Source organism: uncultured Sphingomonas sp. (assembly GCF_913774285.1).
GTDB lineage: Bacteria > Pseudomonadota > Alphaproteobacteria > Sphingomonadales > Sphingomonadaceae > Sphingomonas.
Genome location: NZ_CAJYHX010000016.1, coordinates 1 through 23,733, shown reverse-complemented (window position 1 = coordinate 23,733; position 23,733 = coordinate 1). Strand labels below are relative to the sequence as shown.

Sequence of the window (23,733 nt, the reverse complement as noted above, 5' to 3'; positions counted from 1 at the left end):
GGGGCGAGGCACCTTCAACCAAGTTGTTGAGATAAAGGGCTGAGGCCCGACTCCATGGTCATGTGTGCCGCTGCAGTCCGGCGGCCGTGGCAAGCGGATGGTTCTGGGCACGCCCGGAACCCCCCGCGAATGTAACCCTGCATCCGGAACCTCGATGAATCGACGGACGGCTTTGTAAAGACAGGACAACGAGACCTTGATGAACAATCGTCAGGCCGGCCGCCGTCGCGGTCGGGGCGGCCAGCAACAGCGCCAGGGCGGAAGCTCGAACAATCAGGGCAATGGTAGTCGGATCGATAACCGCGCCCGTGGCAATGCCGCCCAGCTGCTTGAGAAATACAAGAACCTGGCGCGCGACGCGCAGATGCAGGGTGATCGGGTCAACGCCGAATATTATCTGCAGTTCGCCGATCATTATTTCCGCGTATTGAACGAGAACCGCTCGCGCTTCGAAGAGCAGAACCAGCAGCGCCGCCAGCGCGAGGAATTCGACGGCGACGAGGAAGAGTTCGAGATGGAAGGCGAAGCCGGCCGCGAGGACGAGGGCGACGCCCCCCGCCAGCAGCAGCAGCCCCGTCGCGAGCGCGAACCCCGCTACGAGCGTGAAGCTCGCGAACCGCGCGGCGATCGCGAGCCCCGCGGCGATCGCGAACCCCGTGGCGACCGCGAACCCCGTGGCGACCGCGAAGCCCGTGAGCCGCGCGCCGAGCGCGAGCCGCGCAGCTATCGCGAAGATCGTCGCGAGCGCAGCAACGGCGCCGCGAACGGCCATGCCAACGGCAATGTTGCCGAGGCCGCGCCGGTTCAGCCGAGCGCGCCGATCGAAGCGCCGGTGAGCGAGGACGTCGCCGAGGCACCCCGCCGTCGCGGTCGCCCGCGTCGCGAAGCGCCGGTCGAGGCCGAAGCGGCGCACGGCATCGACGCCGCGATCCTCCCGCCCGCGATCGGCAGCGATGCCGCACCGGCCGCTGAGGAGGAGGCGCCGAAGAAGCCCCGCCGCCGTCGCACCGCGAAGAGCGACGAGGCCGAGGCACCCGCCGCCTGAGGCAACGGCCAACCGGCACAGCAAAAGGCCCGCTTCCGACGAGGAGGCGGGCCTTTTTCGTTTCTCCCGAACGAGCCTTACGGGATCAGCCGATCCGCGCGCAGCCGCTCGAACAGCGCGAAGAAGGCGTCGTCGGTCGGCTGATAGGCGGTGAAGCCCATGCGGCGGCTCTTCGACATGTCGGTGACAACTTCGATCGGGCGGCCAAGATCGGCATCGGTGTGCCAAGGCGAGGCGAGGCGGGCGAGGTTGGGCTCGGCCAGCCCTTCGCGTTCGGCGATGGTGCGCCACAGGTCCGCGTCGTCCGCCATCTGCTGCTCGAGCGGCTGGACGCTGCCATCGAACGGCGCCGGTTCGAGGCCGAACCATTCGGCGATGCGCGCCCACATCCATTGCCAACGGAAGACATCGCCATTGACGACGTTGAACGCCTCGTTCGCCGCCGCCGGCGTCTCTGCCGCCCAGAGCAGATGCCGGGCGAGCTGGCCGGCATCGGTCATGTCGGTGAGTCCACTCCACTGCGCCGGCGAGCCGGGGAAGCGGAACGGGCGGCCGGTCTCGCGGCACAAGGTCGCGTAGACGGCGAGCGTGGTGCCCATGTTCATCGCGTTGCCGACGGCCTTGCCGATCACCGTGTGCGGGCGGTGCACGCTCCAGGTGAAGCCGTCGCGCTCGGCGGCGGCGAAGACCTCGTCTTCCTGGGCATAATAGAAATTGTCGACGTCGAGCCGGTCCTGCTCCTCGCGGAACGGCGTCTGCGGCAGGCTGCCCTTCCCGTATGCTTCGAAGGGCCCGAGATAATGCTTGAGCCCGGTGACCAGCGCGACGTGGCGCGGGCCCGTCGGCTTGGACAGCCCGTCGAGCAGGTTGCGCACCATCGCCGAATTGACGCGGATATTCTCCGCCTCGCTGTCCTGCCGCAGCCAGGTGGTGATGAACACCGCATCGGGGTTCATACCCGCCAGCGCCTCCGCCGTCGCGGCTGCATCGGTGAGGTCGGCGGCGACCGGCGCCACGCCCGCCTGCTCAACGGGCCGGCGCGCCAGTCCGTGCACCGTCCAGCCCTGCGCCACCAGCAGGTCCGCCGTCGCGCTGCCGACGATGCCGCTTGCGCCTACCACCAAAGCCGTCTTGGCCATTTCTGCCTCCATTAAGCGTTGGAGGCCGAGCTAGGCAGCCGTGCGTGCGGCTTCTAGACGGCACCAAATCGGAACCTAGGCACCAGAAGGTACCCACATATGCGACCCGGCACGGCGGATTCGGAATGGCGAGAGGATTGCGCGCCGCGCCGCGTGCTGGCGCTGTTCGCCACCAAATGGACGAGCATGGTGCTCCACACGCTGCATGCTCGCCATGGCGGCGCCGCGCGCAGCGGGGTGCTGCTGCGCAGCCTGCCCGGCATCTCCAAGAAGATGCTGACCCAGACGCTGCGCGAGATGGAAGAGGTCGGCCTGGTCGACCGGATCGTGCAGAACGCGGTGCCGCCGGCGGTGGAGTACCAGCTGACACCGCTGGGTGACCGCTTCGTCGAGCCGGTCGAACTGCTCTATGCCTGGGGGCGCGACAATGCCGATGCGCTCGACCAGCTCGGCAGCAGGCCCACCGCCCGCCGGGCGTGATTTCGGGAGGCGAACCCTTCCCCACACGTCATCCCGGCGAAAGCCGGGATCCATTTGCCACTCGGTCCGAGCAAGAGCCTCGACGGAGGCGCCAATGGGATTCCGGCTTTCGCCGGAATGACGACCTTGATGGGTCGCGGCGACCAATCAGTGGCTGTCGCGCGGCAGGCCCTTGGTCTGGGCGATGCGCTGATACTTCACCGCATTCTCGAACACCGCGCCGCCGTCGAACTGGCCGACCAGCCCGCGATGAATCTCCTGCCACGGCGTCTGCGACTCCGGCACATAGTCGATGCCCAGGTCCGCCCGGCGCTGCGCCAGTTCCTCGTCGCTGACCAGCATGTTCGCCGAACGCGTGTTGAGGTCGATGCGAATCCGGTCGCCGGTGCGGACCAGTGCGAGCCCGCCGCCCACCGCGGCTTCCGGCGCGGCGTTGAGGATCGAGGGGCTGCCGCTGGTGCCCGACTGGCGGCCGTCGCCCAGGCAGGGCAGCGCATGGACGCCTGCCTGGATCAGCGCCACCGGCGGCCGCATGTTGACCACCTCGGCGCCGCCCGGATAGCCGACCGGGCCGGCCCCGCGCATGATCAGGATGCTGTTCTCGTCGATGCCGAGCGCGGGATCGTCGATGCGGTGATGATAGTCCTCAGGCCCGTCGAACACGAACGCGGTACCTTCGAACGCGCCGGGATCCTCCGGGTTGGAGAGGTAGCGCGCGCGGAATTCGTCCGAGATCACGCTGAGCTTCATCACCGCATTGTCGAACAGGTTGCCCGACAGCACGGTGAGCCCCGCCGCCGGGCGCAGCGGCGCGGCGAGCGGGCGGATCACGTCGCCGTCCTCGATCTGCGCCGTGCCGATATTCTCGCCGATGGTGCGGCCGTTGACGGTCAGCGCGTCGTTGTGGAGCAGCCCGGCGCGGTACAGCTCGCCCATCACCGCGGGCACGCCGCCGGCGCGGTAGAAATCCTCGCCGAGATATTTGCCCGCCGGCTGCAGGTTGACCAGCAACGGCACGTCGGCGCCGTAGGATTCCCAGTCTTCGAGGCTGAGCTCGACGCCGATATGGCGCGCGATCGCGTTCAGGTGGATCGGCGCGTTGGTCGATCCGCCGATCGCGGAATTGACGCGGATCGCGTTGAGGAAGGCCTCGCGGGTCAGCACATCGCTGGGCTTGCGATCCGCCAGCGTCATCTCGACGATCTGGAGGCCGGTACGATAGGCGCATTCGGCGCGGTCGCGGTACGGCGCCGGGATCGCGGCCGAGCCCGGCAGCGACATGCCGAGCGCCTCGGCCATCGAGTTCATCGTCGTCGCCGTGCCCATGGTGTTGCACCAGCCGGTCGACGGGGCCGAGGAGGCGACGAGCTGGATGAAGCCCTTGTAGTCGATCTCGCCGGCCGCGAGCATCTCGCGCGCCTTCCACACGATCGTGCCGGAGCCGGTGCGCTCGCCCTTGAACCAGCCGTTGAGCATCGGCCCGACCGACAGCGCGATCGCCGGGATGTTCACGGTCGCGGCGGCCATCAGGCAGGCGGGCGTCGTCTTGTCGCAGCCGATGGTCAGCACCACGCCGTCGATCGGGTAACCATACAGCGTCTCGACCAGGCTGAGATAGGCGAGGTTGCGGTCGAGGCCCGCGGTCGGCCGCTTGCCGGTTTCCTGGATGGGGTGCGTCGGAAATTCGATGGCGATGCCGCCCGCGTCGCGGATTCCCTCGCGTACCCGCTTGGCGAGTTCGAGATGGTGGCGATTACACGGGGAAAGATCGCTGCCGGTCTGGGCGATGCCGATGATCGGCTTGCCCGATTGCAGCTCCTCCAGGCTCAGCCCGAAGTTCAGATAGCGCTCGACATAGAGCGCGGTCATGTCGGGGTTATCGGGATTGTCGAACCAGGCCCGCGAGCGCAGCGCCGCGCGACGAGTTCCAGCTTCTTCGGTCATGATTCCTCCGCTACGGCGCAACTTGGGGCGTATCTGCGGCTCTTGATAACCGCAGCCCGCGTCCATAGGAAGCATATATATCTTATAAAAGGATGGCCTGATATGTCGGAGCGGATTCGTCTGGGGTTGGTGGGCATCGGCAAGATCGCGCGCGATCAGCATCTGCCGGCGCTGGAAGGCGATGACCGTTTCGAGCTGGTCGCCACCGCCAGCCGCAACGCCTCGGTCGACGGGGTGGCCGCGCACAAGGACATCGAGTCGCTGATCGCCGGCGGGCATGACCTCACCGCCGTGTCGCTCTGCACCCCGCCCGAAGGTCGCTACGACCAGGCGCGCATCGCGATCGAGGCCGGGCTCAACGTGATGCTGGAGAAGCCGCCGGCCGCCACGCTCACCGAGATCGCCGACCTGGCCGAGCGTGCCCGCGCAAAGGGCGTGACGCTGTTCACCACCTGGCACTCGCGCGAAGCCGCCGGGGTCGAGCCCGCCAAGGCCTGGCTCCAGGGCAAGCAGATCAAGGCCGCGCGCATCACCTGGCGCGAAGATATCCGCCGCTGGCACCCGGGGCAGGAATGGATCCTCGCGGCCGGCGGCTTCGGCGTGTTCGATCCGGGCATCAACGCCCTGTCGATCGCGACCAAGATCCTGCCCGACGCGTTGCTGCTCGATTCCGCCTGGATGGAAGTGCCCGAAGGCCGCGCCTCGCCGCTCCGCGCCAAGCTGCACATGCGCAGCGGCACTGCGGTGGTGACTGCCGACTTCGACTTCCTCCAGACCGGCCCGCAGACCTGGGACATCGAAGTCGACACCGATGCCGGCACGCTGCGCCTGGGCATGGGCGGCAGCATCCTGCAGTTGCCGGGCGAGGACGAGCAGAAGGCGCCCGACCGCGAATATGCCCGACTCTACGCCCGCTTCGCCGAGCTGGTGGCGGCCAAGCAGAGCGATGTCGACGTGCGTCCGCTCCAGCTGGTGGCCGATGCCTTCCTCGTCGGCGAGCGCGCGATCGGGGAGACGTTCGCCTTCTGATTCCAACCGGCGCCCGCTGGGCCGGGCGCCGGCATTTTCGAACGATCCCGAACAAGTCGCTACGCCGTTCGACATATTTTGCGACAACCTTTTTGTGGCACCACGGCACCGCGCCATCTAATGGCGAGTTTGGCAGTGACCGGTGGTCCGGCATTCCTCGGGCCACCCCTAAGCGGGTTCTGAAATTTGAACGCTCCGACCAGCTATGGCCGTTCGGGCCTGATCGTGTTTGCATCGGCCCTGCTTCTTGCTTCGTGCAGTTCCGGCGACGGTTCGGGCAAGCAGCAGGCGGGCGGTCGCCGGGGCCCCTCGGGCCCGCCGCAGGTCGGCTATGTGGTGGTGCAGCCGAGCAGCGTACCGGTCACCACTGAGCTCGCCGGACGCGTAACGGCCTATCAGTCCTCCGAGGTCCGCCCGCAGGTGGCCGGCATCGTCCAGCGCCGCTTCTTCACCGAAGGCACGATCGTCCACCAGGGCCAGACGCTCTACCAGATCGATCCCAGCCTCTACCAGGCGAGCGCCGCGCAGGCGCAGGCCAATCTCCAGAGCGCGCAGGCCAATCTCGAGGCCGCGCGGATCAAGGCGGATCGCTACAAGCCGCTCGCGGCGATGCAGGCGGTGAGCCAGCAGGATTATACCGACGCCGTCGCCGCCTCGCGCCAGGCCGCCGCGCAGGTGGCGCAGCAGCGCGCCGCGCTGCAGACCGCGCAGATCAACCTGCGCTTCACCAAGGTGCCCGCGCCGATCACCGGCCGGATCGGCCGCAGCCTCGTCACCGAAGGCGCGCTGGTCACCACCAACCAGACCGACCCGCTGACCACCATCCAGCGGCTCGACCCCATTTATGTCGACATCCAGCAATCGAGCGCCGACATGCTCGCGCTGCGCAAGGCGCTCGCCAAGGGCGGCGTCGCTCCCGCCAGCGCCGCGGTGCGGCTGAAGCTGGAAGACGGCAGCGACTATGAGATGACCGGCACGGTCGAGTTCTCCGAGGTCGTCGTCAACGAAAGCACCGGCACGGTCACGCTGCGCGCGCGCTTCGCCAACCCGCAGAACATCCTGCTGCCGGGCATGTTCGTCCGCGCGCTGTTCGCGCAGGCGATCGATACCCAGGCCTATCTGGTGCCCCAGGCCGGCGTGTCGCGCGATCCGAAGGGCAACGCGACCGTCTATGTCGTGGGACCCGGCAACAAGGCAGTGGCGCGCACCGTCGTCGCCGATCGCACCATCGGGCAGAATTGGGTGATCACGCAAGGACTTGCACCGGGCGACAAGGTGATCGTGCAGGGCACGGCCAACCTCAAGCCGGACATCGACATCAAGCCGGTGCCCGCCAACACGCCGCAGAAGATCGAGCCGCCCAAGAAGGGCCAGGGGCAAGGCGGCGCCCAGACCAAGGGCGGCAGCCAGGCCAAGGCGGGCTGAGCCCCCATGTCGCGCATCTTCATCGACCGGCCGATCTTCGCCTGGGTGCTCGCCATCATCGTGATGCTGATGGGCCTCGCCGCGATCTTCTCGCTGCCCATCGCGCAATATCCGGACATCGCGCCGCCGCAGGTCAACATCCGCGCCACCTATCCCGGCGCCTCGGCCGAGACGGTCCAGAACAGCGTCACCCAGGTGATCGAGCAGCAGCTGAGCGGCATCGACGGGCTGCTCTATTTCAGCAGCTCGTCCACCTCGCGCGGCCAGGTGTCGATCTCGGCAACCTTCGAAAAGGGTACCAACCCGGACATCGCCCAGGTGCAGGTGCAGAACAAGGTGCAGCAGGCGCTGTCCCGCCTGCCCACCCAGGTGCAGCAGCAGGGCCTGACCGTCACCAAGTCGAACCCCGACTTCCTGATGATCGTCGGCGTCTATGACTCGACCGACAAGAAGACGAATCTGGACGTCTCGGACTGGCTCGCCTCGAACCTGCAGGATCCGCTGTCGCGCATCGAGGGTGTTGGTGACACCAACGTGTTCGGTGCACCCTATGCGATGCGCATCTGGCTCAACCCGGCGCGGCTCGCCAGCTACGGGCTGATCCCCAATGACATCATCACCGCGATCCAGGCGCAGAACACCGAAATCGCCGCCGGCGAGCTTGGCGGCCAGCCGATGCCCGACGAGCAGATGCTCAACGCGACGGTGACCTCGCAGTCGCGGCTGCAGACCCCCGAACAGTTCGCCAACATCATCGTGAAGACCGATTCGACTGGTGCCGCGGTGAAGCTGCGCGACGTGGCGCGCGTCGAGCTCGGCTCGGACAATTACAACTCGTCGAGCCGGATCAACGGCCATCCCGGCGCCGGCCTCGCCATTTCGCTGTCGCCGGGCGCCGACGCGCTCAAGACCGCCGATCTCGTCAAGCAGCAGGTCGAAGCGGCGTCCAAGGGCTTCCCGGCCGGCTTCAAATACGCCTACGCCAACGACACCACCGGCTTCATCAAGCTCTCGATCGAGGAAGTGGTGAAGACGCTGGTCGAGGCGATCATCCTCGTAGTCATCGTCATGTTCGTGTTCCTGCAGAGCTGGCGCGCGACGCTGATCCCGGCGATCGCGGTGCCGGTGGTGCTGCTCGGCACCTTCGGCGTGTTCTACGCGCTCGGCTTCTCGATCAACACGCTCACCCTGTTCGGCCTTGTCCTCGCCATCGGCCTGCTCGTCGACGACGCGATCGTTGTCGTCGAGAATGTCGAGCGGCTGATGGAAGAGAATCCGGAGATGACGCCGCGCGAGGCGACGATCCGGTCGATGGACGAGATCCAGGTCGCGCTGGTCGCGATCGCGCTGGTGCTTTCGGCGGTGTTCCTGCCGATGGCGTTCTTCGGCGGCTCGACCGGCGTGATCTACCGCCAGTTCTCGGTCACGATTGTCTCGGCCATGGTGCTCTCGGTGCTGGTCGCGCTGGTGCTGAGCCCGGCGCTCACCGCCACGCTGCTCAAGCAGAAGAGCGAGGAAAAGGACATCGAGGACACGTGGTTCGCGCGGCGGTTCCCTTGGGTGGGGCGCGGACTGCACACGGCCAAGACCAAGTTCAACAACGGCTTCGATCGCGGCGTCGAGCGCTACACGGCCTGGGTCCAGGCAGTGATCGATCGCAAGTGGATCTTCCTCCTCGTCTATGTCGCGGTCTGCGCGATCCTCGTGCTGATGTTCGTGCGCCTGCCCACCGGCTTCCTGCCGACCGAGGACCAGGGCGCCGCTTCGGTGCAGTTCCGCCTGCCCGCGGGCGCGACCATGTCGCGCACCAAGGAGATCCAGCTCGCGGTGGAGAAATACTTCCTGACCAAGGAAGCCAAGAACGTCTCGGTGATGTTCTCGGTCGCCGGCGGCGGTGGCGGGGGCGGCCCGGCCGGGCAGAATACCGGCCAGGGCTTCCTCAACCTCACCGACTGGTCCGATCGCAAGGGCAAGGACAACAGCGCCGACGGCATCGTCAATCGCGCGGCCGGCGCCTTCCGCAACTTCCGCGACGCGCAGGTCTTCGCACTGGTGCCCCCGGCGATCCGCGGCCTCGGCCAGTCGACCGGCTTCACCATGGAGCTGCTCAACACCAGCGGCATGAGCCGCGACCAGTTCGTCGCCGCGCGCGACAAGCTGCTCGCCGCCGCCAATAGCGATCCCGAGCTGGCGCAGGTCCGCCTGACCGATCTCCCCGATGTGGCGACGCTCAAGGTCGATCTCGACCAGCAGAAGCTCGCCACGCTGGGCCTCAGCCAGACCGACGTGAACTCGACGCTGTCGACCGCCTGGGGCGGCCGCTACGTCAACGACTTCATCGATCGCGGCCGCGTCAAGCGCGTCTATGTCCAGGGCGACGCGCCCTATCGTTCGGAGCCGGGCGATCTCGCCCAGTGGTTCGTCCGCAGCAGCAACGGCCAGATGGCGCCCTTCACCTCCTTCGCCTCGACCAGCTGGGCGACGGCGCCGACCTCGATGGCGCGGTTCAACGGCGTTCAGTCGTTCGAGTTCAGCGGCCAGGCCGCCCCCGGCAAGAGCTCTGGCGACGCGATGAAGCGGATCGCCGAACTCGCTGCGCAGATTCCCGGCACCAGCGTCGCCTGGGCGGGCCTGTCCTATCAGGAGCGGCTCTCCTCGGGCCAGGCGCCCCTGCTCTACGGCGTGTCGCTGCTGGTCGTGTTCCTGTGCCTTGCCGCGCTCTACGAGAGCTGGTCGATCCCGATCGCAGTGCTGCTCGTCATTCCGCTCGGCCTGGTGGGCGCGATCTTCGCGGTGACGCTGCGCGGCCTGCAGAACGACGTGTACCTGCAGATCGGCCTGCTGACGACGATGGGCCTCGCCGCGAAGAACGCGATCCTGATGATCGAATTCGCCGAGCAGGCCGAGAAGGAAGGCAAGCGCGTCATCGAAGCGGCGCTGGAAGCCGCCCGCATCCGTCTGCGCCCGATCCTGATGACCAGCCTGGCCTTCATCTTCGGTGTGCTGCCGCTGGCGATCTCGACCGGCGCCGGCGCCAACAGCCGCATCGCCATCGGCACCTCGGTGATCGGCGGCATGCTGACCGCGACCATCCTCGCGATCTTCTACATCCCGCTGTTCTTCGTGCTCGTCCGCCGCGGCGTCCGCGACGGGCTGGCCGCGCTGCGCAACCGCCGCCATCGCAACACTCCGGAGGCTAAGGCATGAAGCGCGCGCTGACGCTCCTCACCACCGTGGCGCTGGCCGGCTGCTCGATGGCGCCGAAGGACGTGCGCCCCGCCGCCCCGGTGCCGCCGAGCTGGCCGGTGGGCGATTCCTATCTGCGCACGAGCGAGGCGACGCTGCCCGCGCTCAGCTGGCGCGACGTGTTCCGGGACGCCCGGCTGCAGAAGCTGATCGAGCAGGCGCTCGCCAACAATCGCGACCTGCGCGTGGCGGCGGCGAACATCGCCGCGGCACGCGCGCAGTATCAGATCCAGCGCGGCGCCCAGCTCCCCCAGGTCGATGCCAGCCTCGGCATCACCGAGCGGCGGGGCAACGTGACCAATGTCGGCAATGGCTTAGGCAACGGCACCGGGAGCACCGGCAATACGGGCAACATCGGCGGGAATGTCGGAAACGTCGGCAATGTCGGCGGCGGTGTGCGGACCAACTATTCGACCCAGGTCGGCATCACCGGCTTCGAACTCGACCTGTTCGGCCGCCTCGCCTCGCTCACCCGCGCGCAGCAGGAGACCTATTTCGCCACCGAAGCGGGCGCCCGCGCGACCCGGCTGACCCTGGTGGGCGACATCGCCACCGCCTGGCTCACCTACGCGTCGGACGCGAGCCTGCTCGAGGTCGCCCGGCAGACCGCCAAGAGCGCCGAGGACAGCGTTCGCCTCACCCGCGCCCGGCTGGAGGGCGGCGTCGCCCCGCGCACCGATCTGCGCCAAGCCGAGCAGACGCTCGCCACCGCCCAGAACGACGTCGCCCGCCAGACCAGCGCGCTGGCGCAGGACGTCAACGCGCTGCGCCTGCTGGCCGGATCGGACATCGACCCGGCGCTCCTCCCCGCCTCGATCGAGCAGGCGGCCCCCACCATCGCGGCGGTGCCGGCGGGGCTCGATTCGAGCATCCTGCTGCGCCGGCCGGACGTGGTGCAGGCCGAATACCAGCTGCGCGCCGCCAACGCCCAGATCGGCGCGGCGCGCGCGGCGCTGTTTCCGCGCATCAGCCTGACCAGCGTGCTCGGCTTCGCGAGCACCGCGCTGTCGAGCCTGTTCGACGGGGACGCCTTCACCTGGCAGGCGGGCGGCACGGGCAGCTATTCGATCTTCCGCGGCGGCGCGGGCCGCGCCAATGTCCGGCTCAGCGAAGCGCAGCAACAGGCGCAGGTCGCCAATTACGAACGTGCGATCCAAACCGCCTTCCGCGACGTCGCCAATGCGCTGGCGGTGCGCGGCACGATCGACGCCCAGCTGCGCGCGACCCAGCTGCAGGAAGAGGCGGCGGCCGACACCTATCGGCTGAGCGAGGCGCGCTATCGCGGCGGCATCGATACCTTCCTGCAGAGCCTGGTCTCCCAGCGCTCGCTCTACGCGGCGCAGCAGCAGCTGGTGACGGTGCAGCTCACCGCCGCGACCAACCGGGTGAATCTCTACCGCGCCCTGGGCGGCGATTCGCAGCTGGAGGTCACGCGCGAAGGGCCGCAGCCGGTCAACGCGAGCGGAACCGCGCCAACGCCGGGCAGTTGACCGCACGCCCCTGCTTGTGGCAGGCGCATGCGTACCGGGCGGGTATAGCACAATGGTAGTGCAGCAGCCTTCCAAGCTGAATACGCGGGTTCGATTCCCGCTACCCGCTCCACCTCTCGATCCCAGAACATCCCATATCGCTTCGTAACCCGCAGCAACCTGCGGTGTTTTTCGGCCTGCCCGGTTCGGAATCGCACGTGCCGTCGCATCAACGCGCAAGCCCCCGTGGCGCCGTTTCGCCAAGGACGGCGGACATGGAGAGGAAGCGCGGTTGAGGCGCCTGTCCGGTGGAGGGTCGGGCCACGCCACATGGGCGCGAATATGCCGCCCGCCCCGTGGCAGATCTCCATATATCCGCTATACTGGATATATGGAAACCGATTCGGCAATCGCCGCGCTGGGCGCGCTCGCCCAGGGGACGCGCCTCGATGTATTTCGCCTGCTGGTGCAGCAGGAGCCGGACGGCATCGCGGCGGGGGAGATCGCCCGCCTGCTGGACGTGCCGCAGAACACCATGTCGGCGCATCTCGGCATCCTCGCGCGCGCCGGCCTGATCCGATCCGAGCGAAGGAGCCGCTCGATCCTCTACCGGGCCGATCTGGCAGGCCTGCGCGCCCTGACGCTGTTCCTCGTCAAGGATTGCTGCGCGGGCAGCCCCGCGTTGTGCGCGCCGCTCGTCGCCGAACTCGCCCCCTGCTGCTGAAAGGACGCGCGATGGCCGTCGACATTATCCTCTATCACAATCCCGAATGCGGCACGTCGCGCAACGTGCTCGCCATGATCCGCAATGCCGGCATCGAGCCGCATGTCGTCGAGTATCTGAAGACGCCGCCCAGCCGGGCGATGCTGGTCGATCTTATCGAACGCGCCGGAATTTCTCCGCGCGACCTGCTGCGCGAGAAGGGCACCCCCTATGCCGAGCTGGGCCTTGGCGACACCGCGCTGTCCGACGCGGCGCTGGTGGATGCGATGATGGCGCACCCGATCCTCATCAACCGGCCCCTGGTCGTCTCGCCGCTGGGCGTGAAGCTGTGCCGTCCCTCGGAAGCGGTCCTCGATCTGCTCCCCGCCGGGCAACGCGGCGCCTTCGCCAAGGAGGACGGCGAGCAGGTGGTGGATGCCGGCGGCAACCGGGTGCGCTGACGCCATGTCGACGACCACTCCACCTGCAGACGCTGCGCCTGCGCGTCCCGGCATCGGCACCTTCGAGCGTTATCTGACGCTGTGGGTGGCGCTCTGCATCGCGGCCGGCATCGGCCTCGGGCAGTTGCTGCCCCATGTCTTCGCATCAATCGCGGCGGCCGAGGTCGCGCGCGTCAACCTGATCGTCGCCGTGCTGATCTGGCTGATGATCATCCCCATGCTGCTCAAGATCGACTTCGGCGCGCTCGGCGCGGTGCGTCGGCACTGGAAAGGCGTCGGCGTCACCCTGTTCGTCAACTGGGCGGTGAAGCCCTTTTCGATGGCAGCGCTGGGCGCGCTGTTCATCGGCTGGCTGTTCGCCCCGCTGCTGCCGGCGGGGGAGGGACCGTCCTACATCGCCGGCCTGATCCTGCTCGCGGCGGCGCCGTGCACGGCGATGGTGTTCGTCTGGTCGAACCTCTGCGACGGCGAGCCGACCTATACGCTGTCGCAGGTCGCGCTGAACGACGTGCTGATGGTGTTTCTGTTCGCGCCGCTGGTCGGGCTGCTGCTCGGCGTCGCCGCGGTCACCGTGCCGTGGGACACGCTGCTGGTCTCGGTGCTGCTCTATATCGTCGTGCCGGTGATCGCGGCCCAACTCGCTCGCCGCGCCGTGCTGGCGAAGGGCGGGCAGCGCACGCTCGACCGGCTGCTGGCGCGCCTCGGCCCGATATCGCTCGTCGCGCTGCTGGCGACGCTCGTCCTGCTGTTCGGCTTCCAGGGCAAGGCGATCGTCGCACAACCGCTGGTGATCGCGCTGCTGGCCGTGCCGATCCTCCTCCAGGTCTATCTGAACGCCGGCCTCGCCTATTGGCTGTCCCGCAAGCTCGGCGTGGCCTGGTGCGTGGCGGCGCCGGCGGCGCTGATCGGCGCGTCCAACTTCTTCGAGCTCGCGGTTGCCGCCGCCATCTCGCTGTTCGGCCTTACATCGGGCGCCGCGCTGGCGACGGTGGTGGGCGTGCTGGTGGAAGTGCCGGTAATGCTGTCAGTCGTCTCGATCGTGAAGGCGTCGCGGGGCTGGTATGAACGGGGAGCGGCTGCCTGATGCGGGCAGCGGCGGGTTCACGGCGACGCTCAAGCTGCTATAGCGCCTCAACCTGCTCGCCTCTGCGCTTCGCACCCGATGGACGAAAAGGGCGTGCGGCCTGACGGGTGGCGCCCTATCTTCGCGCCACCGCGATACGCCGTCGAACGGGAATCGCTCTGGTAACCGTTAGAGTTCGCTATTTCTTGCAACGCATGACAGCCGATCCCGCCCCGCTCGCACTCTATGTGCATTGGCCGTTCTGCGTGTCCAAATGCCCCTATTGCGACTTCAACAGCCATGTCCGCGAAAGCGTCGACCAGGCGCGGTGGCGCGATGCGCTGCTGGCCGATCTCGCGCACGAGGCGGCGGTGCTGCCGGGGCGGCGGCTGGGGTCGATCTTCTTCGGCGGCGGCACGCCCTCGCTGATGCCGCCCGAGACGGTCGCCGCGATCATCGATGCGGCCGCCAGGGCCTGGACGTTCGAGGACGGCATCGAGATCACGCTGGAAGCGAACCCCTCCTCGGTGGAAGCCGCGCGCTTCGCCGACATCGCCAGGGCCGGGGTGAACCGCGTGTCGCTTGGGCTGCAGGCACTCGACGACGAGGCGCTGGTCTTCCTCGGCCGCGCGCACGGCGTCGACGAAGGGCTGGCGGCGCTGGCGACCGCGCAGGCGGCATTCCAGCGCGTGAGCTTCGACCTGATCTATGCCCGCCCCGGCCAGTCGCTCGACGCCTGGGAGGCCGAATTGCGCCGCGCGATCAATTTCGGCACCGAGCATCTCTCGCTGTACCAGCTGACCATTGAACCGGGCACCCGCTTCGCGACGCTGGCGGCCAAGGGCCAGCTGACCATCCCCGATGCGGACATGGGCGCGGACCTGTTCGAGATGACCCGCGCGATCACCGCCGCGGCTGGGCTGCCCGCCTATGAGATTTCCAACCACGCGCGGCCGGGGGCGGAGAGCCGGCACAACCTCACCTATTGGCGGTATCGCGACTATGCCGGCGTCGGCCCCGGCGCGCATGGCCGGCGCGGGGGTCTCGCAACGCTGCGCCACAAGAAGCCGGAGAACTGGCTGGCGGCGCTAGACCGCAACGGCCATGGCATGGAGCGCGAGGATCGCCTCGATCCCTCCGATCGCGCGATCGAAGCACTGCTGATGGGGCTGCGGATCGGCGAAGGCGTCGATCTCGATCGCATTGCCGTGCTGGCGGAGGGGACGCCGCCGATCGACGCCAGGGCGCTAGAACGGATTGTCCAGCAGGGACTGGCCGAGCGCGACGGCAAAAGGCTGCGGATCACCGAGGCGGGCATGCCGGTGCTCGAAGCCATCCTGCGCGAGATCGTGGCCTGAACTCCACAACCGTCATCCCGGCGAAAGCCTGGATCTATTCGCCACTCCGTATCAGCGTAAGCCGTAACGGCGACCCCAATGGATCCCGGCTTTCGCCGGGATGACGGCTTTGGACGTCAGTGCCTTCTTACTGCGCGCTGGCAGGGGCCGCCGACACGGTGACGATAGAGCCGTCGCGCACTTCCTGCACCTCCAGCGCACGCGCAGCGATGCCGTCGCGGCCGAAGCGGAAGGCGCCGTCGACGCCGCCGAAATCATGGTCGACCAGCATCGAGGCCGGGAAGTCGGTGTTGTTCTTCCAGTCGCGCGCGATGCGCACGGTCAGCAGCACCGCATCATAGCCGAGCGCCGACAGGCGGTAGGGCGCCGCGCCGAAGCGGTTGCGGTACTTCACCGCGTACTGCCGGTAGACGCCGTCGGGCACGCTGGCGAACCAGGAGCCGTTGAGCACCGGCCGGCTGGCGATCGCCGAATCGGTGTTCCACAGCTCGGTGCCAAGCACCCGCGCCGCCTTGCCCGCGCCCGAGCGTCGGATCGCCGGCACCGCCAGCGTCGCCGAGCCGGCGCTGCCCGCGATCAGGATCGCCTGATAGGGCACGCCCGACAGCTTGGCGATTGCGGCGTTCATCGAACCCGGCCGCGCATCGTAATTCTGCATCGACAGCACCTTGCCGCCGGCACTCTCCACCGCGCGGAGGAAGGCGGTCGAGCTGCGCTGGCCGTAGACGCCCGAGGGGATCAGCCCGGCGAACTGGGTGATGCCGTTGCCCTTGGCATAGTCGACCACGCGCTCGATCGACTGGGTCGGCGAATAGCCAAGGAGGTAGACGCCGTTGCCGGCGGCACTCGCGTCGTTGGAGAAGCTGAGCACCGGCACCCGCGCCTTGCGGGCGATCGGCGCGACCGCGCGGGCATCCTCGCCCAGCAGCGGCCCGAGGATCAGCTTGTTGCCTTCCGCCACCGCACGCTCGGCCGCAGCGATCGCTCCGCCGGGACCGGCGGTATCGTAGCTGGTGATGCGGATCGCATCGGTGTTGGTGTCGAGGATCGCCAGCTGCGTCGCGTTCTGCAGCGAGCGGCCGAGCCCGGCATTGGTGCCGGTCAGCGGCACCAGCAGCGCGACCCGGTGACGCGCGACGTCCTGCGGCAGCCCCTGCTGGATCGGGGTGCTCGGGCGCTCGGCCGGGCGCTCGGCGGGGGCGGTCGGCGCGGTCGGCGGACCGCCGCGCGGCGCGACGCAGGCGCTGGCCAGCAGGGCGAGACCGGTCACGGCCAAACGAAGGGACGCGACGCGTCCCGGTTGCGATTTGCCGCTGCCCTCTGCCATGACACTCCCCGATGGAAAACACGCTTGCGCCCGGCCTCTATATCGTCGCCACCCCGATCGGCAATCTCGGTGACCTGTCGCCGCGCGCCAGCATGATACTCTCACAAGCCGATGTGGTTGCAGTGGAAGACAGCCGGGTGACCGCCGGGCTGCTCCGCCATATCGGGGTGAAGCGCCCGATGCAGCCCTATCACGACCATAATGCCGATGCCGTGCGCCCCGGCCTGATCGCGCGCATGGGCAGCGAGGCGGTGGCGCTGGTCTCGGACGCCGGCACGCCACTGATCTCCGATCCCGGCTACAAGCTGGTCCGCGATGCCCGCGCGGCGGGCCACACGGTGGTGACGATCCCCGGCCCCTGCGCCGCGATCGCTGCGCTGACGCTGGCCGGGCTGCCGACCGACCGCTTCTTCTTCCTCGGCTTCCTGCCCAGCAAGACGCATGCGCGAGCGGAAGCGATCGCCGAGGTCGCGGCGATCAAGGCGACCTTGGTGCTGTACGAATCGGGTCCGCGCCTCTCGGCCTGCCTCTCGGCGCTTGCCGAAGGCCTGGGCGACCGCGAGGCGGGCGTCGCGCGCGAGATCACCAAGAAGTTCGAGGAATGCGTGACCGGCACCCTCTCCACCCTCGCCGCGCGCTATGCCGAGGCGCCGCCCAAGGGCGAGATCGTCATCATCGTCGGCCCGCCGGGGGAAGCGCCACCCGCGACGCTGGAGGACGGCGAGGCGGCGCTGGTCGAGGCGCTCACCCGCCTCCCCGCCTCCAAGGCGGCGGGCGAAGTGGCCAAGAAGCTGGGGCTGGACCGCAAGGCGCTCTACGCCCGCGCGATGGAACTGAAGGGGTGACACGCCACCCCGCTTCAACCGTCATCCCCGCGAAGGCGGGGATCCATTGGCGCTGGTGCCGCGGTTCTTGCCCCCAGCGTCGCGGCGAATGGATTCCCGCCTTCGCGGGAATGACGGCGCGTTTTGCGGCGATGGACGGGAGCAGATGAAGAGCCCCAAGCGCCAGGCCGCCGAGCTGCGCGGTCGCGACGGCGAGCGTCGCGCCGCCTGGTGGCTGTGGCTCCGCGGCTGGCGCATCCTCGACCAGCGGGTGCGAACACCCGCCGGCGAGGTCGACATCGTGGCGAAACGCGGCACCCTGATCGCGTTTGTCGAGGTCAAGACCCGCAAATCCGCCGCCGAACTCGATTTCGCGATCGACGAGCGCCGCCTCGCCCGCGTCGCCGCCGCCGCCGAACTGCTGATGCCGCGCTATGCCGCGCCCGGCGACGATATCCGGGTCGACGTGATCCTCATTGCCCCGCGCACGCTGCCTCGCCATATCGAGAACGCCTGGATCGGGTGACCTAGCCCGGCAAGACACCCAAGGAGGCCGCATGCTTACCGTCGCCGTGCAGATGGACCCGCTCGATTCGATCAACATTGCAGGCGATTCGACCTTCGCGCTGATGCTCTCCGCCCAGGCGCGTGGACACAAGCTGTTCCACTATGCCCCCGAGGACCTGAACTACAGCGCCGGCCGCGTATGGACCAAGGCGCATCCGGTCACGGTGCAGCGCGTGGCAGGCAACCACTTCAACTTCGGCGAGCCGGTGAAGCTCGATCTGGGCGACGAGGCCGATGTCGTGCTGATGCGCCAGGACCCGCCCTTCGACCTCGGCTATATCACCGCCACCCACCTGCTCGAGCGCATCGCCGATCGTACCCTGGTGGTGAACGACCCCGCACAGGTCCGCAACGCGCCCGAGAAGGTGTGGGTGCTCGATTTCGCCCAGTTCATGCCGCCGACGCTCGTCACTCGCTCGGTGGACGAGGCCAAGGCCTTCCTCGCCGAACATGGCGAGATCGTCGTCAAGCCGCTGCACGGAAATGGCGGCAAGGCGATCTTCAAGATCGGCCGCGACGGCGCCAACCTCTCCTCGCTGATCGAGGTGTTCAACACCGCCTATCGCGAGCCGCACATGGTGCAGGCCTTCCTCCCCGATATCGCCAAGGGCGACAAGCGCATCGTGCTGGTCGACGGCGAAGTGGCCGGCGCGATTAACCGGCTGCCCGGCGAGGGGGAGATCCGCTCCAACCTCGCGGTCGGCGGATCGGCGGCGAAGACCGAGCTGACCGCGAAGGAGCAGGAAATCTGCGCCGTGCTCGGGCCCGAACTCAAGAAGCGCGGGCTCCTTTTCGTGGGTATCGACGTTATCGGCGGACAATGGCTGACCGAAATCAACGTCACTTCGCCCACGGGCATCGTCGCGATCGACCGGTTCAACGGCACCGACACGGCGGGCATGATCTGGGATGCGATCGAGGCCCGGGTGGCCGCACGCGCCTGATCGGGGCCTGACGCGATGGGCGTGATCCTCGGCTGGGGCTATTGGGGCATCTTCCTGCTGATGGTGCTGGAGAACGTCATTCCCCCGGTCCCCTCCGAGGCGATCATGGGGATGGCGGGCATCGGCGCGGCGCGCGGGCATTTCGATCCCGTGCTGCTGGTGCTGGTCGGCACGCTCGGCACCTTGCTCGGCAATCTCTTCTGGTGGGAGATCGGGCGGCGGCTCGGCTATGAGCGGCTGCAGCCCTTCGTCGCGCGCTGGGGCCGCTGGCTCACCGTCGAGTGGCACGATGTCGAGCGGTTCAAGGGCTATTTCGACCGCTGGGGCGGGCCGACGATCTTCGTGTTCCGCTTCATGCCGTTCGGCCGCACGATCATCTCGCTGCCCGCCGGGCTGATGCACATGCCCTTCTGGAAATTCTGCCTCTACACGGCCGCGGGCAGCGCGCTGTGGAACGCCGCTTTGGTCGGCGTCGGCTATGGCCTCGGGGCTGCGATCGCCGAAATCGACCGGTTCGTGACCCCCGCCATCATCATCGGCGTGGTGGCGATGCTGATCTTCTATATTTGGCGCGTACTTACCTGGAAGCCGCGCGCCGCCTGACCGTCGGCGCCACCCGCTCCGAGCGCCGCGCCACCAGACCCACGCAAATCCGCGCAAATCGCCCGCTATTGCACTTGCGAACGATTTGCAAAGATATTCCTGCGCCTAAGCCGAATCCCGGGTTGCAGCCTCGCTATTATAGGCCTATCCCGCCCTCGCTTTCGCGGCGCATGTTCACGCGACCGCTTTGCTTGGAACCAACCAAGGAGATTCCATGGCCCGCAAGAAGATCGCGCTGATCGGCTCCGGCATGATCGGTGGTACGCTCGCGCACCTCGCCGCCATCAAGGAACTGGGCGACATCGTCCTTTTCGACATCGCTGAAGGCACCCCGCAGGGCAAGGCGCTCGACCTCGCGCAGTCCGCGCCGGTCGAAGGCTTCGACGTCACCCTCAAGGGTGCGAACAGCTATGAGGACATTGCGGGCGCGGACGTCTGCATCGTCACCGCCGGCATCCCGCGCAAGCCGGGCATGAGCCGCGACGACCTGCTCAAGACCAACCTGGGCGTGATGAAGGCCGTGGGCGAAGGCATCGCCGCGCACGCGCCTGACGCGTTCGTGATCTGCATCACCAACCCGCTCGACGCGATGGTGTGGGCGCTCCGTGAATTCTCGGGCCTGCCGCACCAGAAGGTCGTCGGCATGGCCGGCGTGCTCGATTCGGCACGCTTCCGCCACTTCCTCGCCGAGGAATTCAACGTCTCGGTCGAGGACGTCACCGCCTTCGTGCTCGGCGGCCACGGCGACACCATGGTCCCGGTGATCGAATATTCGACCGTCGCCGGCATCCCGGTGCCCGACCTGATCAAGATGGGCTGGTCCACCCAGGAGCGCATCGACGCCATCGTCGCCCGCACCCGTTCGGGCGGCGGCGAGATCGTCGCGCTGCTCAAGACCGGCTCGGCCTATTATGCGCCCGCCACCAGCGCGATCGCGATGGCCGAGAGCTATCTGAAGGACAAGAAGCGCCTGCTTCCCTGCGCCGCGCACCTTACCGGCCAGTACGGCGTCGATGACCTGTATGTCGGCGTGCCGATCGTGATCGGCAAGGACGGCGTCGAGCGCATCGTCGAGATCGAGCTGAACGCCACGGCGAAGCAGAATTTCGACGTCTCGGTCGACGCGGTCAAGGAACTGGTCGCGGCATGCAAGTCGATCGACTCCTCGCTCGCCTGATCCTGCCCGCGCTCGTCGCGGTGCCGGGCGTCGCTTCCGCACAGGAAGCGATCGCCACGGCACCGACCGAGCCGGTGGCGCTGTTCCGTGCCGTGTGCATGGGCGGCAGCGCCAGGTTGACTCGCGGCATGTCCGAAGCGGCGACCTATGCGACGCTGCCGCTGCCCGCGCGGCGCGCGATCGGCATCGGTGCCGCCGCGACCGCGAATGCCGCCGATGCGCTGAAGGCGCCCGCGCCCGAACCGGCCGCGGTGCCCAACAGCATCTATCGCATCGCCGGCGGCAACACCTATCTGTTCGTCCCCAAGGCCGGCACCGGCACGGGCACCCTCGCCGAAAGCTGCATGGTCCTGTGGATCGGCGGCGGCGACGATTATCTCGCGGCCCGCAAGATCGTGCTGCCGAGCGAGGAAAAGGTGCCGCTCTATGCGCGCCCCGAATCCAAGCCCGACCGCGCGACCTTCACGGCCGCTTCGTTCGGAACGACGCAATATTCGCTCGCCACGTTCGGCGGCTGGATTGCGCTGCGCTCCTTTACCCCTCCTCCCAGCGACCCGGAAAAGGCGAACTGAATGAGCATCCTCGTCGACAAGAACACCAAGGTCATCGTCCAGGGGATGACCGGTGCCACCGGCACGTTCCACACCGAGCAGGCGCTTGCCTATGGCACGCAGATGGTCGGCGGCGTCACCCCCGGCAAGGGCGGTAGCACGCATATCGGCCTGCCCGTGTTCAACACGGTCGCCGAAGCCAAGTCGAAGACCGGCGCAGACGCCAGCGTGATCTACGTGCCGCCCCCCTTCGCGGCGGACTCGATCCTCGAGGCGATCGACGCCGAGATCCCGCTGATCGTCGCGATCACCGAAGGCATTCCGGTGCTGGACATGGTGAAGGTTAAGCGCGCGCTTTCCGGCTCCAAGTCGCGCCTGATCGGCCCGAACTGCCCGGGCATCCTGACCCCCGGCGAGTGCAAGATCGGCATCATGCCGGGCAGCATCTTCTCCAAGGGCTCGGTGGGCGTCGTGTCGCGCTCGGGCACCCTCACCTATGAGGCGGTGTTCCAGACCACCAACGCAGGCCTCGGCCAGACCACCGCGGTGGGTATCGGCGGTGACCCGGTCAACGGCACCAACTTCATCGACGTGCTCGAGCTGTTCCTCGCCGACGAAGCCACCCAGTCGATCATCATGATCGGCGAAATCGGCGGCTCGGCGGAAGAAGAAGCGGCGCAGTTCCTGATCGACGAGGCCAAGCGTGGCCGCAAGAAGCCGATGGCCGGCTTCATCGCGGGCCGCACCGCGCCTCCGGGCCGCCGTATGGGCCATGCCGGTGCGATCGTCTCGGGCGGCCAGGGCGGCGCCGAAGACAAGATCGCAGCCATGGAAGCCGCTGGCATCCGCGTCTCCCCCAGCCCCTCGCTGCTCGGCGAGACGCTGATGGAAGTGCTCAAGGGCTAAACTGCAACGGTAGCGCTCCTATATAGGTGGGTATGGGAGCGCTAACACGAACGGAAGCATGATCATGGGCTATGAAGGCCTCGACTTCGACGACATCGCCGGCGGCGTGAGCCCCGGCTTCGTCGAGACCCTGTACCGGCGCTACAAGAGCGATCCGGCCTCTGTCGAACCGAGCTGGCGTGCCTGGTTCGAGGGTCTCGAATCCACGGCCTCCGGCCCCAGCTGGCAGCGCGCCAACTGGCCGCTGACCGAAACCGACGCGCTGACGGCCGGGCTCGACCCCACCCAGATGGAGCCCGCGCCGAAGCCCGCCAAGGGCGGCGCGCCGGCCAAGCCGGCCGCCCCGGCCGCCTCGACGGCGGACGTGACCAAGGCCGCGGAAGATTCGATCCGCGCGATGATGCTGATCCGCACCTACCGGGTGCGCGGCCATCTCGCCGCCAATCTCGATCCGCTGGGCCTCGCCCGCCAGAACCTGCCCGCCGATCTGACGCCGGAATATCACGGCTTCTCGGGCGCAGACCTTGATCGCCCGATCTATCTCGGCGGCGCGCTCGGCCTGCAGCACGGCACGGTGCGCGAGATCGTCACGATCCTCCAGGCCAATTACTGCGGTAATGTCGGCCTCGAATATATGCACATCGCGGATGTGGAGGAGCGCCGCTTCCTTCAGGACCGGATGGAAGGCCAGGACAAGGCGATCGACTTCACGGTCGATGGCAAGAAGGCGATCCTGAACAAGGTCATCGAAGCCGAGCAGTGGGAAAAATTCCTCGGCAAGAAATATGTCGGCACCAAGCGCTTCGGCCTGGACGGTGGCGAGTCGATGATCCCCGCGCTGGAATCGGTCATCAAGTACGGCGGCCAGATGGGCGTGCGCGAGATCGTGTTCGGCATGGCGCATCGCGGCCGTCTGAACGTGCTGGCCAATGTCATGGCCAAGCCGCTGCGCGTGATCTTCCACGAGTTCGCCGGTGGTTCGGCCAACCCCGATGACATCGGCGGTTCGGGCGACGTGAAGTATCACCTCGGCACCTCGACCGATCGCGAGTTCGACGGCCACAAGGTCCACATGTCGCTGGTCGCCAACCCCTCGCACCTCGAGGCGGTGAACCCGGTCGTGCTGGGCAAGACCCGCGCGATCCAGACGATCGCGGGCGACCTGGAGGATCACTCGGCCTCGGTGCCGGTGCTGATCCATGGCGACGCCGCCTTTGCGGGCCAGGGCATCGTCTGGGAATGCCTCGGCTTCTCCGGCATCCGTGGCTATAATACGGGCGGCTGCGTCCACTTCATCATCAACAACCAGGTGGGCTTCACCACCAGCCCGCAGTTCGCGCGCTCGTCGCCCTATCCGTCGGATGTGGCCAAGGGCGTCCAGGCGCCGGTCTTCCACGTCAATGGCGACGATCCCGAGGCGGTGACCTTCGCCACCAAGATGGCGATCGAGTTCCGTCAGAAGTTCCACCGCG

At 67.9% G+C, this 23,733-nt stretch carries 21 protein-coding genes and 1 tRNA gene; 19 read left to right on the top strand and 3 right to left on the bottom strand.

Annotated elements, in window-relative coordinates; all coding sequences use genetic code 11:
• The first annotated feature begins 199 nt into the window (after window positions 1-199).
• A complete protein-coding gene (locus QZ670_RS07010) occupies window positions 200-1,045 on the top strand; it encodes a DUF4167 domain-containing protein (protein ID WP_294253350.1) in 846 nt (281 codons plus the stop codon).
• A gap of 77 nt (window positions 1,046-1,122) precedes the next feature.
• On the opposite strand, the gene QZ670_RS07005 is transcribed toward QZ670_RS07010, so the two are convergent.
• Window positions 1,123-2,184, bottom strand: a complete 1,062-nt coding sequence (locus tag QZ670_RS07005; RefSeq protein ID WP_294253347.1) for an SDR family oxidoreductase — start codon at window positions 2,182-2,184, stop codon at window positions 1,123-1,125.
• A gap of 99 nt (window positions 2,185-2,283) precedes the next feature.
• Between QZ670_RS07005 and QZ670_RS07000 the strand changes: the two genes are divergently transcribed.
• A complete protein-coding gene (locus QZ670_RS07000) occupies window positions 2,284-2,664 on the top strand; it encodes a helix-turn-helix domain-containing protein (RefSeq protein WP_294253345.1) in 381 nt (126 codons plus the stop codon).
• A gap of 147 nt (window positions 2,665-2,811) precedes the next feature.
• Here QZ670_RS07000 and QZ670_RS06995 read toward each other — a convergent pair whose 3' ends face one another.
• On the bottom strand, window positions 2,812-4,608 hold the full coding sequence (locus QZ670_RS06995; RefSeq protein WP_294253344.1) for an IlvD/Edd family dehydratase: 1,797 nt from the start codon (window positions 4,606-4,608) through the stop codon (window positions 2,812-2,814).
• 102 nt (window positions 4,609-4,710) lie between these two features.
• Here QZ670_RS06995 and QZ670_RS06990 point away from each other — a divergent pair, with 102 nt between their 5' ends.
• From QZ670_RS06990 to hemW, 9 genes are all read left to right on the top strand, one after another.
• Window positions 4,711-5,637, top strand: coding sequence for a Gfo/Idh/MocA family oxidoreductase (locus QZ670_RS06990; RefSeq protein ID WP_294253341.1), 927 nt, complete (start codon window positions 4,711-4,713; stop codon window positions 5,635-5,637).
• A 186-nt stretch (window positions 5,638-5,823) separates the two neighbouring features.
• Window positions 5,824-7,062, top strand: coding sequence for an efflux RND transporter periplasmic adaptor subunit (locus tag QZ670_RS06985; RefSeq protein WP_294253339.1), 1,239 nt, complete (start codon window positions 5,824-5,826; stop codon window positions 7,060-7,062).
• 6 nt (window positions 7,063-7,068) lie between these two features.
• Window positions 7,069-10,269 carry an efflux RND transporter permease subunit gene (locus QZ670_RS06980; protein ID WP_294253337.1) on the top strand — a complete coding sequence of 1,067 codons (3,201 nt, stop codon included), beginning with the start codon at window positions 7,069-7,071 and terminating at the stop codon, window positions 10,267-10,269.
• Complete coding sequence (locus QZ670_RS06975; protein WP_294253334.1) at window positions 10,266-11,798, top strand: efflux transporter outer membrane subunit; 1,533 nt, start codon at window positions 10,266-10,268, stop codon at window positions 11,796-11,798. The genes QZ670_RS06980 and QZ670_RS06975 overlap by 4 nt, the downstream gene beginning before the upstream one ends.
• 38 nt (window positions 11,799-11,836) lie before the next feature.
• A tRNA-Gly gene (locus tag QZ670_RS06970) sits at window positions 11,837-11,910 on the top strand.
• Window positions 11,911-12,168: 258 nt separating this feature from the next.
• Window positions 12,169-12,501 carry a metalloregulator ArsR/SmtB family transcription factor gene (locus QZ670_RS06965; RefSeq protein ID WP_294253332.1) on the top strand — a complete coding sequence of 111 codons (333 nt, stop codon included), beginning with the start codon at window positions 12,169-12,171 and terminating at the stop codon, window positions 12,499-12,501.
• An 11-nt stretch (window positions 12,502-12,512) separates the two neighbouring features.
• Window positions 12,513-12,941, top strand: coding sequence for an arsenate reductase (glutaredoxin) (gene arsC / locus QZ670_RS06960; RefSeq protein WP_294253331.1), 429 nt, complete (start codon window positions 12,513-12,515; stop codon window positions 12,939-12,941).
• A gap of 4 nt (window positions 12,942-12,945) precedes the next feature.
• The gene (gene arsB / locus QZ670_RS06955; RefSeq protein ID WP_294253329.1) at window positions 12,946-14,025 is read left to right on the top strand and encodes an ACR3 family arsenite efflux transporter; all 1,080 of its coding nucleotides are present in this window, start codon (window positions 12,946-12,948) and stop codon (window positions 14,023-14,025) included.
• Window positions 14,026-14,219: 194 nt separating this feature from the next.
• On the top strand, window positions 14,220-15,362 hold the full coding sequence (hemW, locus tag QZ670_RS06950) for a radical SAM family heme chaperone HemW (RefSeq protein WP_294253326.1): 1,143 nt from the start codon (window positions 14,220-14,222) through the stop codon (window positions 15,360-15,362).
• A 127-nt stretch (window positions 15,363-15,489) separates the two neighbouring features.
• On the opposite strand, the gene QZ670_RS06945 is transcribed toward hemW, so the two are convergent.
• On the bottom strand, window positions 15,490-16,689 hold the full coding sequence (locus QZ670_RS06945; RefSeq protein ID WP_294253324.1) for a penicillin-binding protein activator: 1,200 nt from the start codon (window positions 16,687-16,689) through the stop codon (window positions 15,490-15,492).
• An 11-nt stretch (window positions 16,690-16,700) separates the two neighbouring features.
• Here QZ670_RS06945 and rsmI point away from each other — a divergent pair, with 11 nt between their 5' ends.
• The 8 genes from rsmI to QZ670_RS06905 all read left to right on the top strand — a co-directional run.
• Window positions 16,701-17,534 carry a 16S rRNA (cytidine(1402)-2'-O)-methyltransferase gene (rsmI, locus tag QZ670_RS06940; RefSeq protein ID WP_294253323.1) on the top strand — a complete coding sequence of 278 codons (834 nt, stop codon included), beginning with the start codon at window positions 16,701-16,703 and terminating at the stop codon, window positions 17,532-17,534.
• Between the two features lie 145 nt (window positions 17,535-17,679).
• On the top strand, window positions 17,680-18,039 hold the full coding sequence (locus QZ670_RS06935) for a YraN family protein (RefSeq protein ID WP_294253322.1): 360 nt from the start codon (window positions 17,680-17,682) through the stop codon (window positions 18,037-18,039).
• A 31-nt stretch (window positions 18,040-18,070) separates the two neighbouring features.
• Window positions 18,071-19,024: a glutathione synthase gene (gene gshB, locus QZ670_RS06930; protein WP_294253321.1), complete on the top strand. Its 954-nt coding sequence runs from the start codon at window positions 18,071-18,073 to the stop codon at window positions 19,022-19,024.
• 15 nt (window positions 19,025-19,039) lie between these two features.
• Window positions 19,040-19,627 carry a DedA family protein gene (locus tag QZ670_RS06925; protein WP_294253320.1) on the top strand — a complete coding sequence of 196 codons (588 nt, stop codon included), beginning with the start codon at window positions 19,040-19,042 and terminating at the stop codon, window positions 19,625-19,627.
• Window positions 19,628-19,841: 214 nt separating this feature from the next.
• Complete coding sequence (mdh, locus tag QZ670_RS06920; RefSeq protein WP_294253319.1) at window positions 19,842-20,804, top strand: malate dehydrogenase; 963 nt, start codon at window positions 19,842-19,844, stop codon at window positions 20,802-20,804.
• Window positions 20,774-21,376 carry a hypothetical protein gene (locus QZ670_RS06915; protein ID WP_294253317.1) on the top strand — a complete coding sequence of 201 codons (603 nt, stop codon included), beginning with the start codon at window positions 20,774-20,776 and terminating at the stop codon, window positions 21,374-21,376. The genes mdh and QZ670_RS06915 overlap by 31 nt, the downstream gene beginning before the upstream one ends.
• On the top strand, window positions 21,377-22,261 hold the full coding sequence (sucD, locus tag QZ670_RS06910) for a succinate--CoA ligase subunit alpha (protein WP_294253315.1): 885 nt from the start codon (window positions 21,377-21,379) through the stop codon (window positions 22,259-22,261).
• A gap of 64 nt (window positions 22,262-22,325) precedes the next feature.
• The coding region (locus QZ670_RS06905) for a thiamine pyrophosphate-dependent enzyme (protein ID WP_294253390.1) at window positions 22,326-23,733 on the top strand (1,408 nt) is incomplete at its 3' end.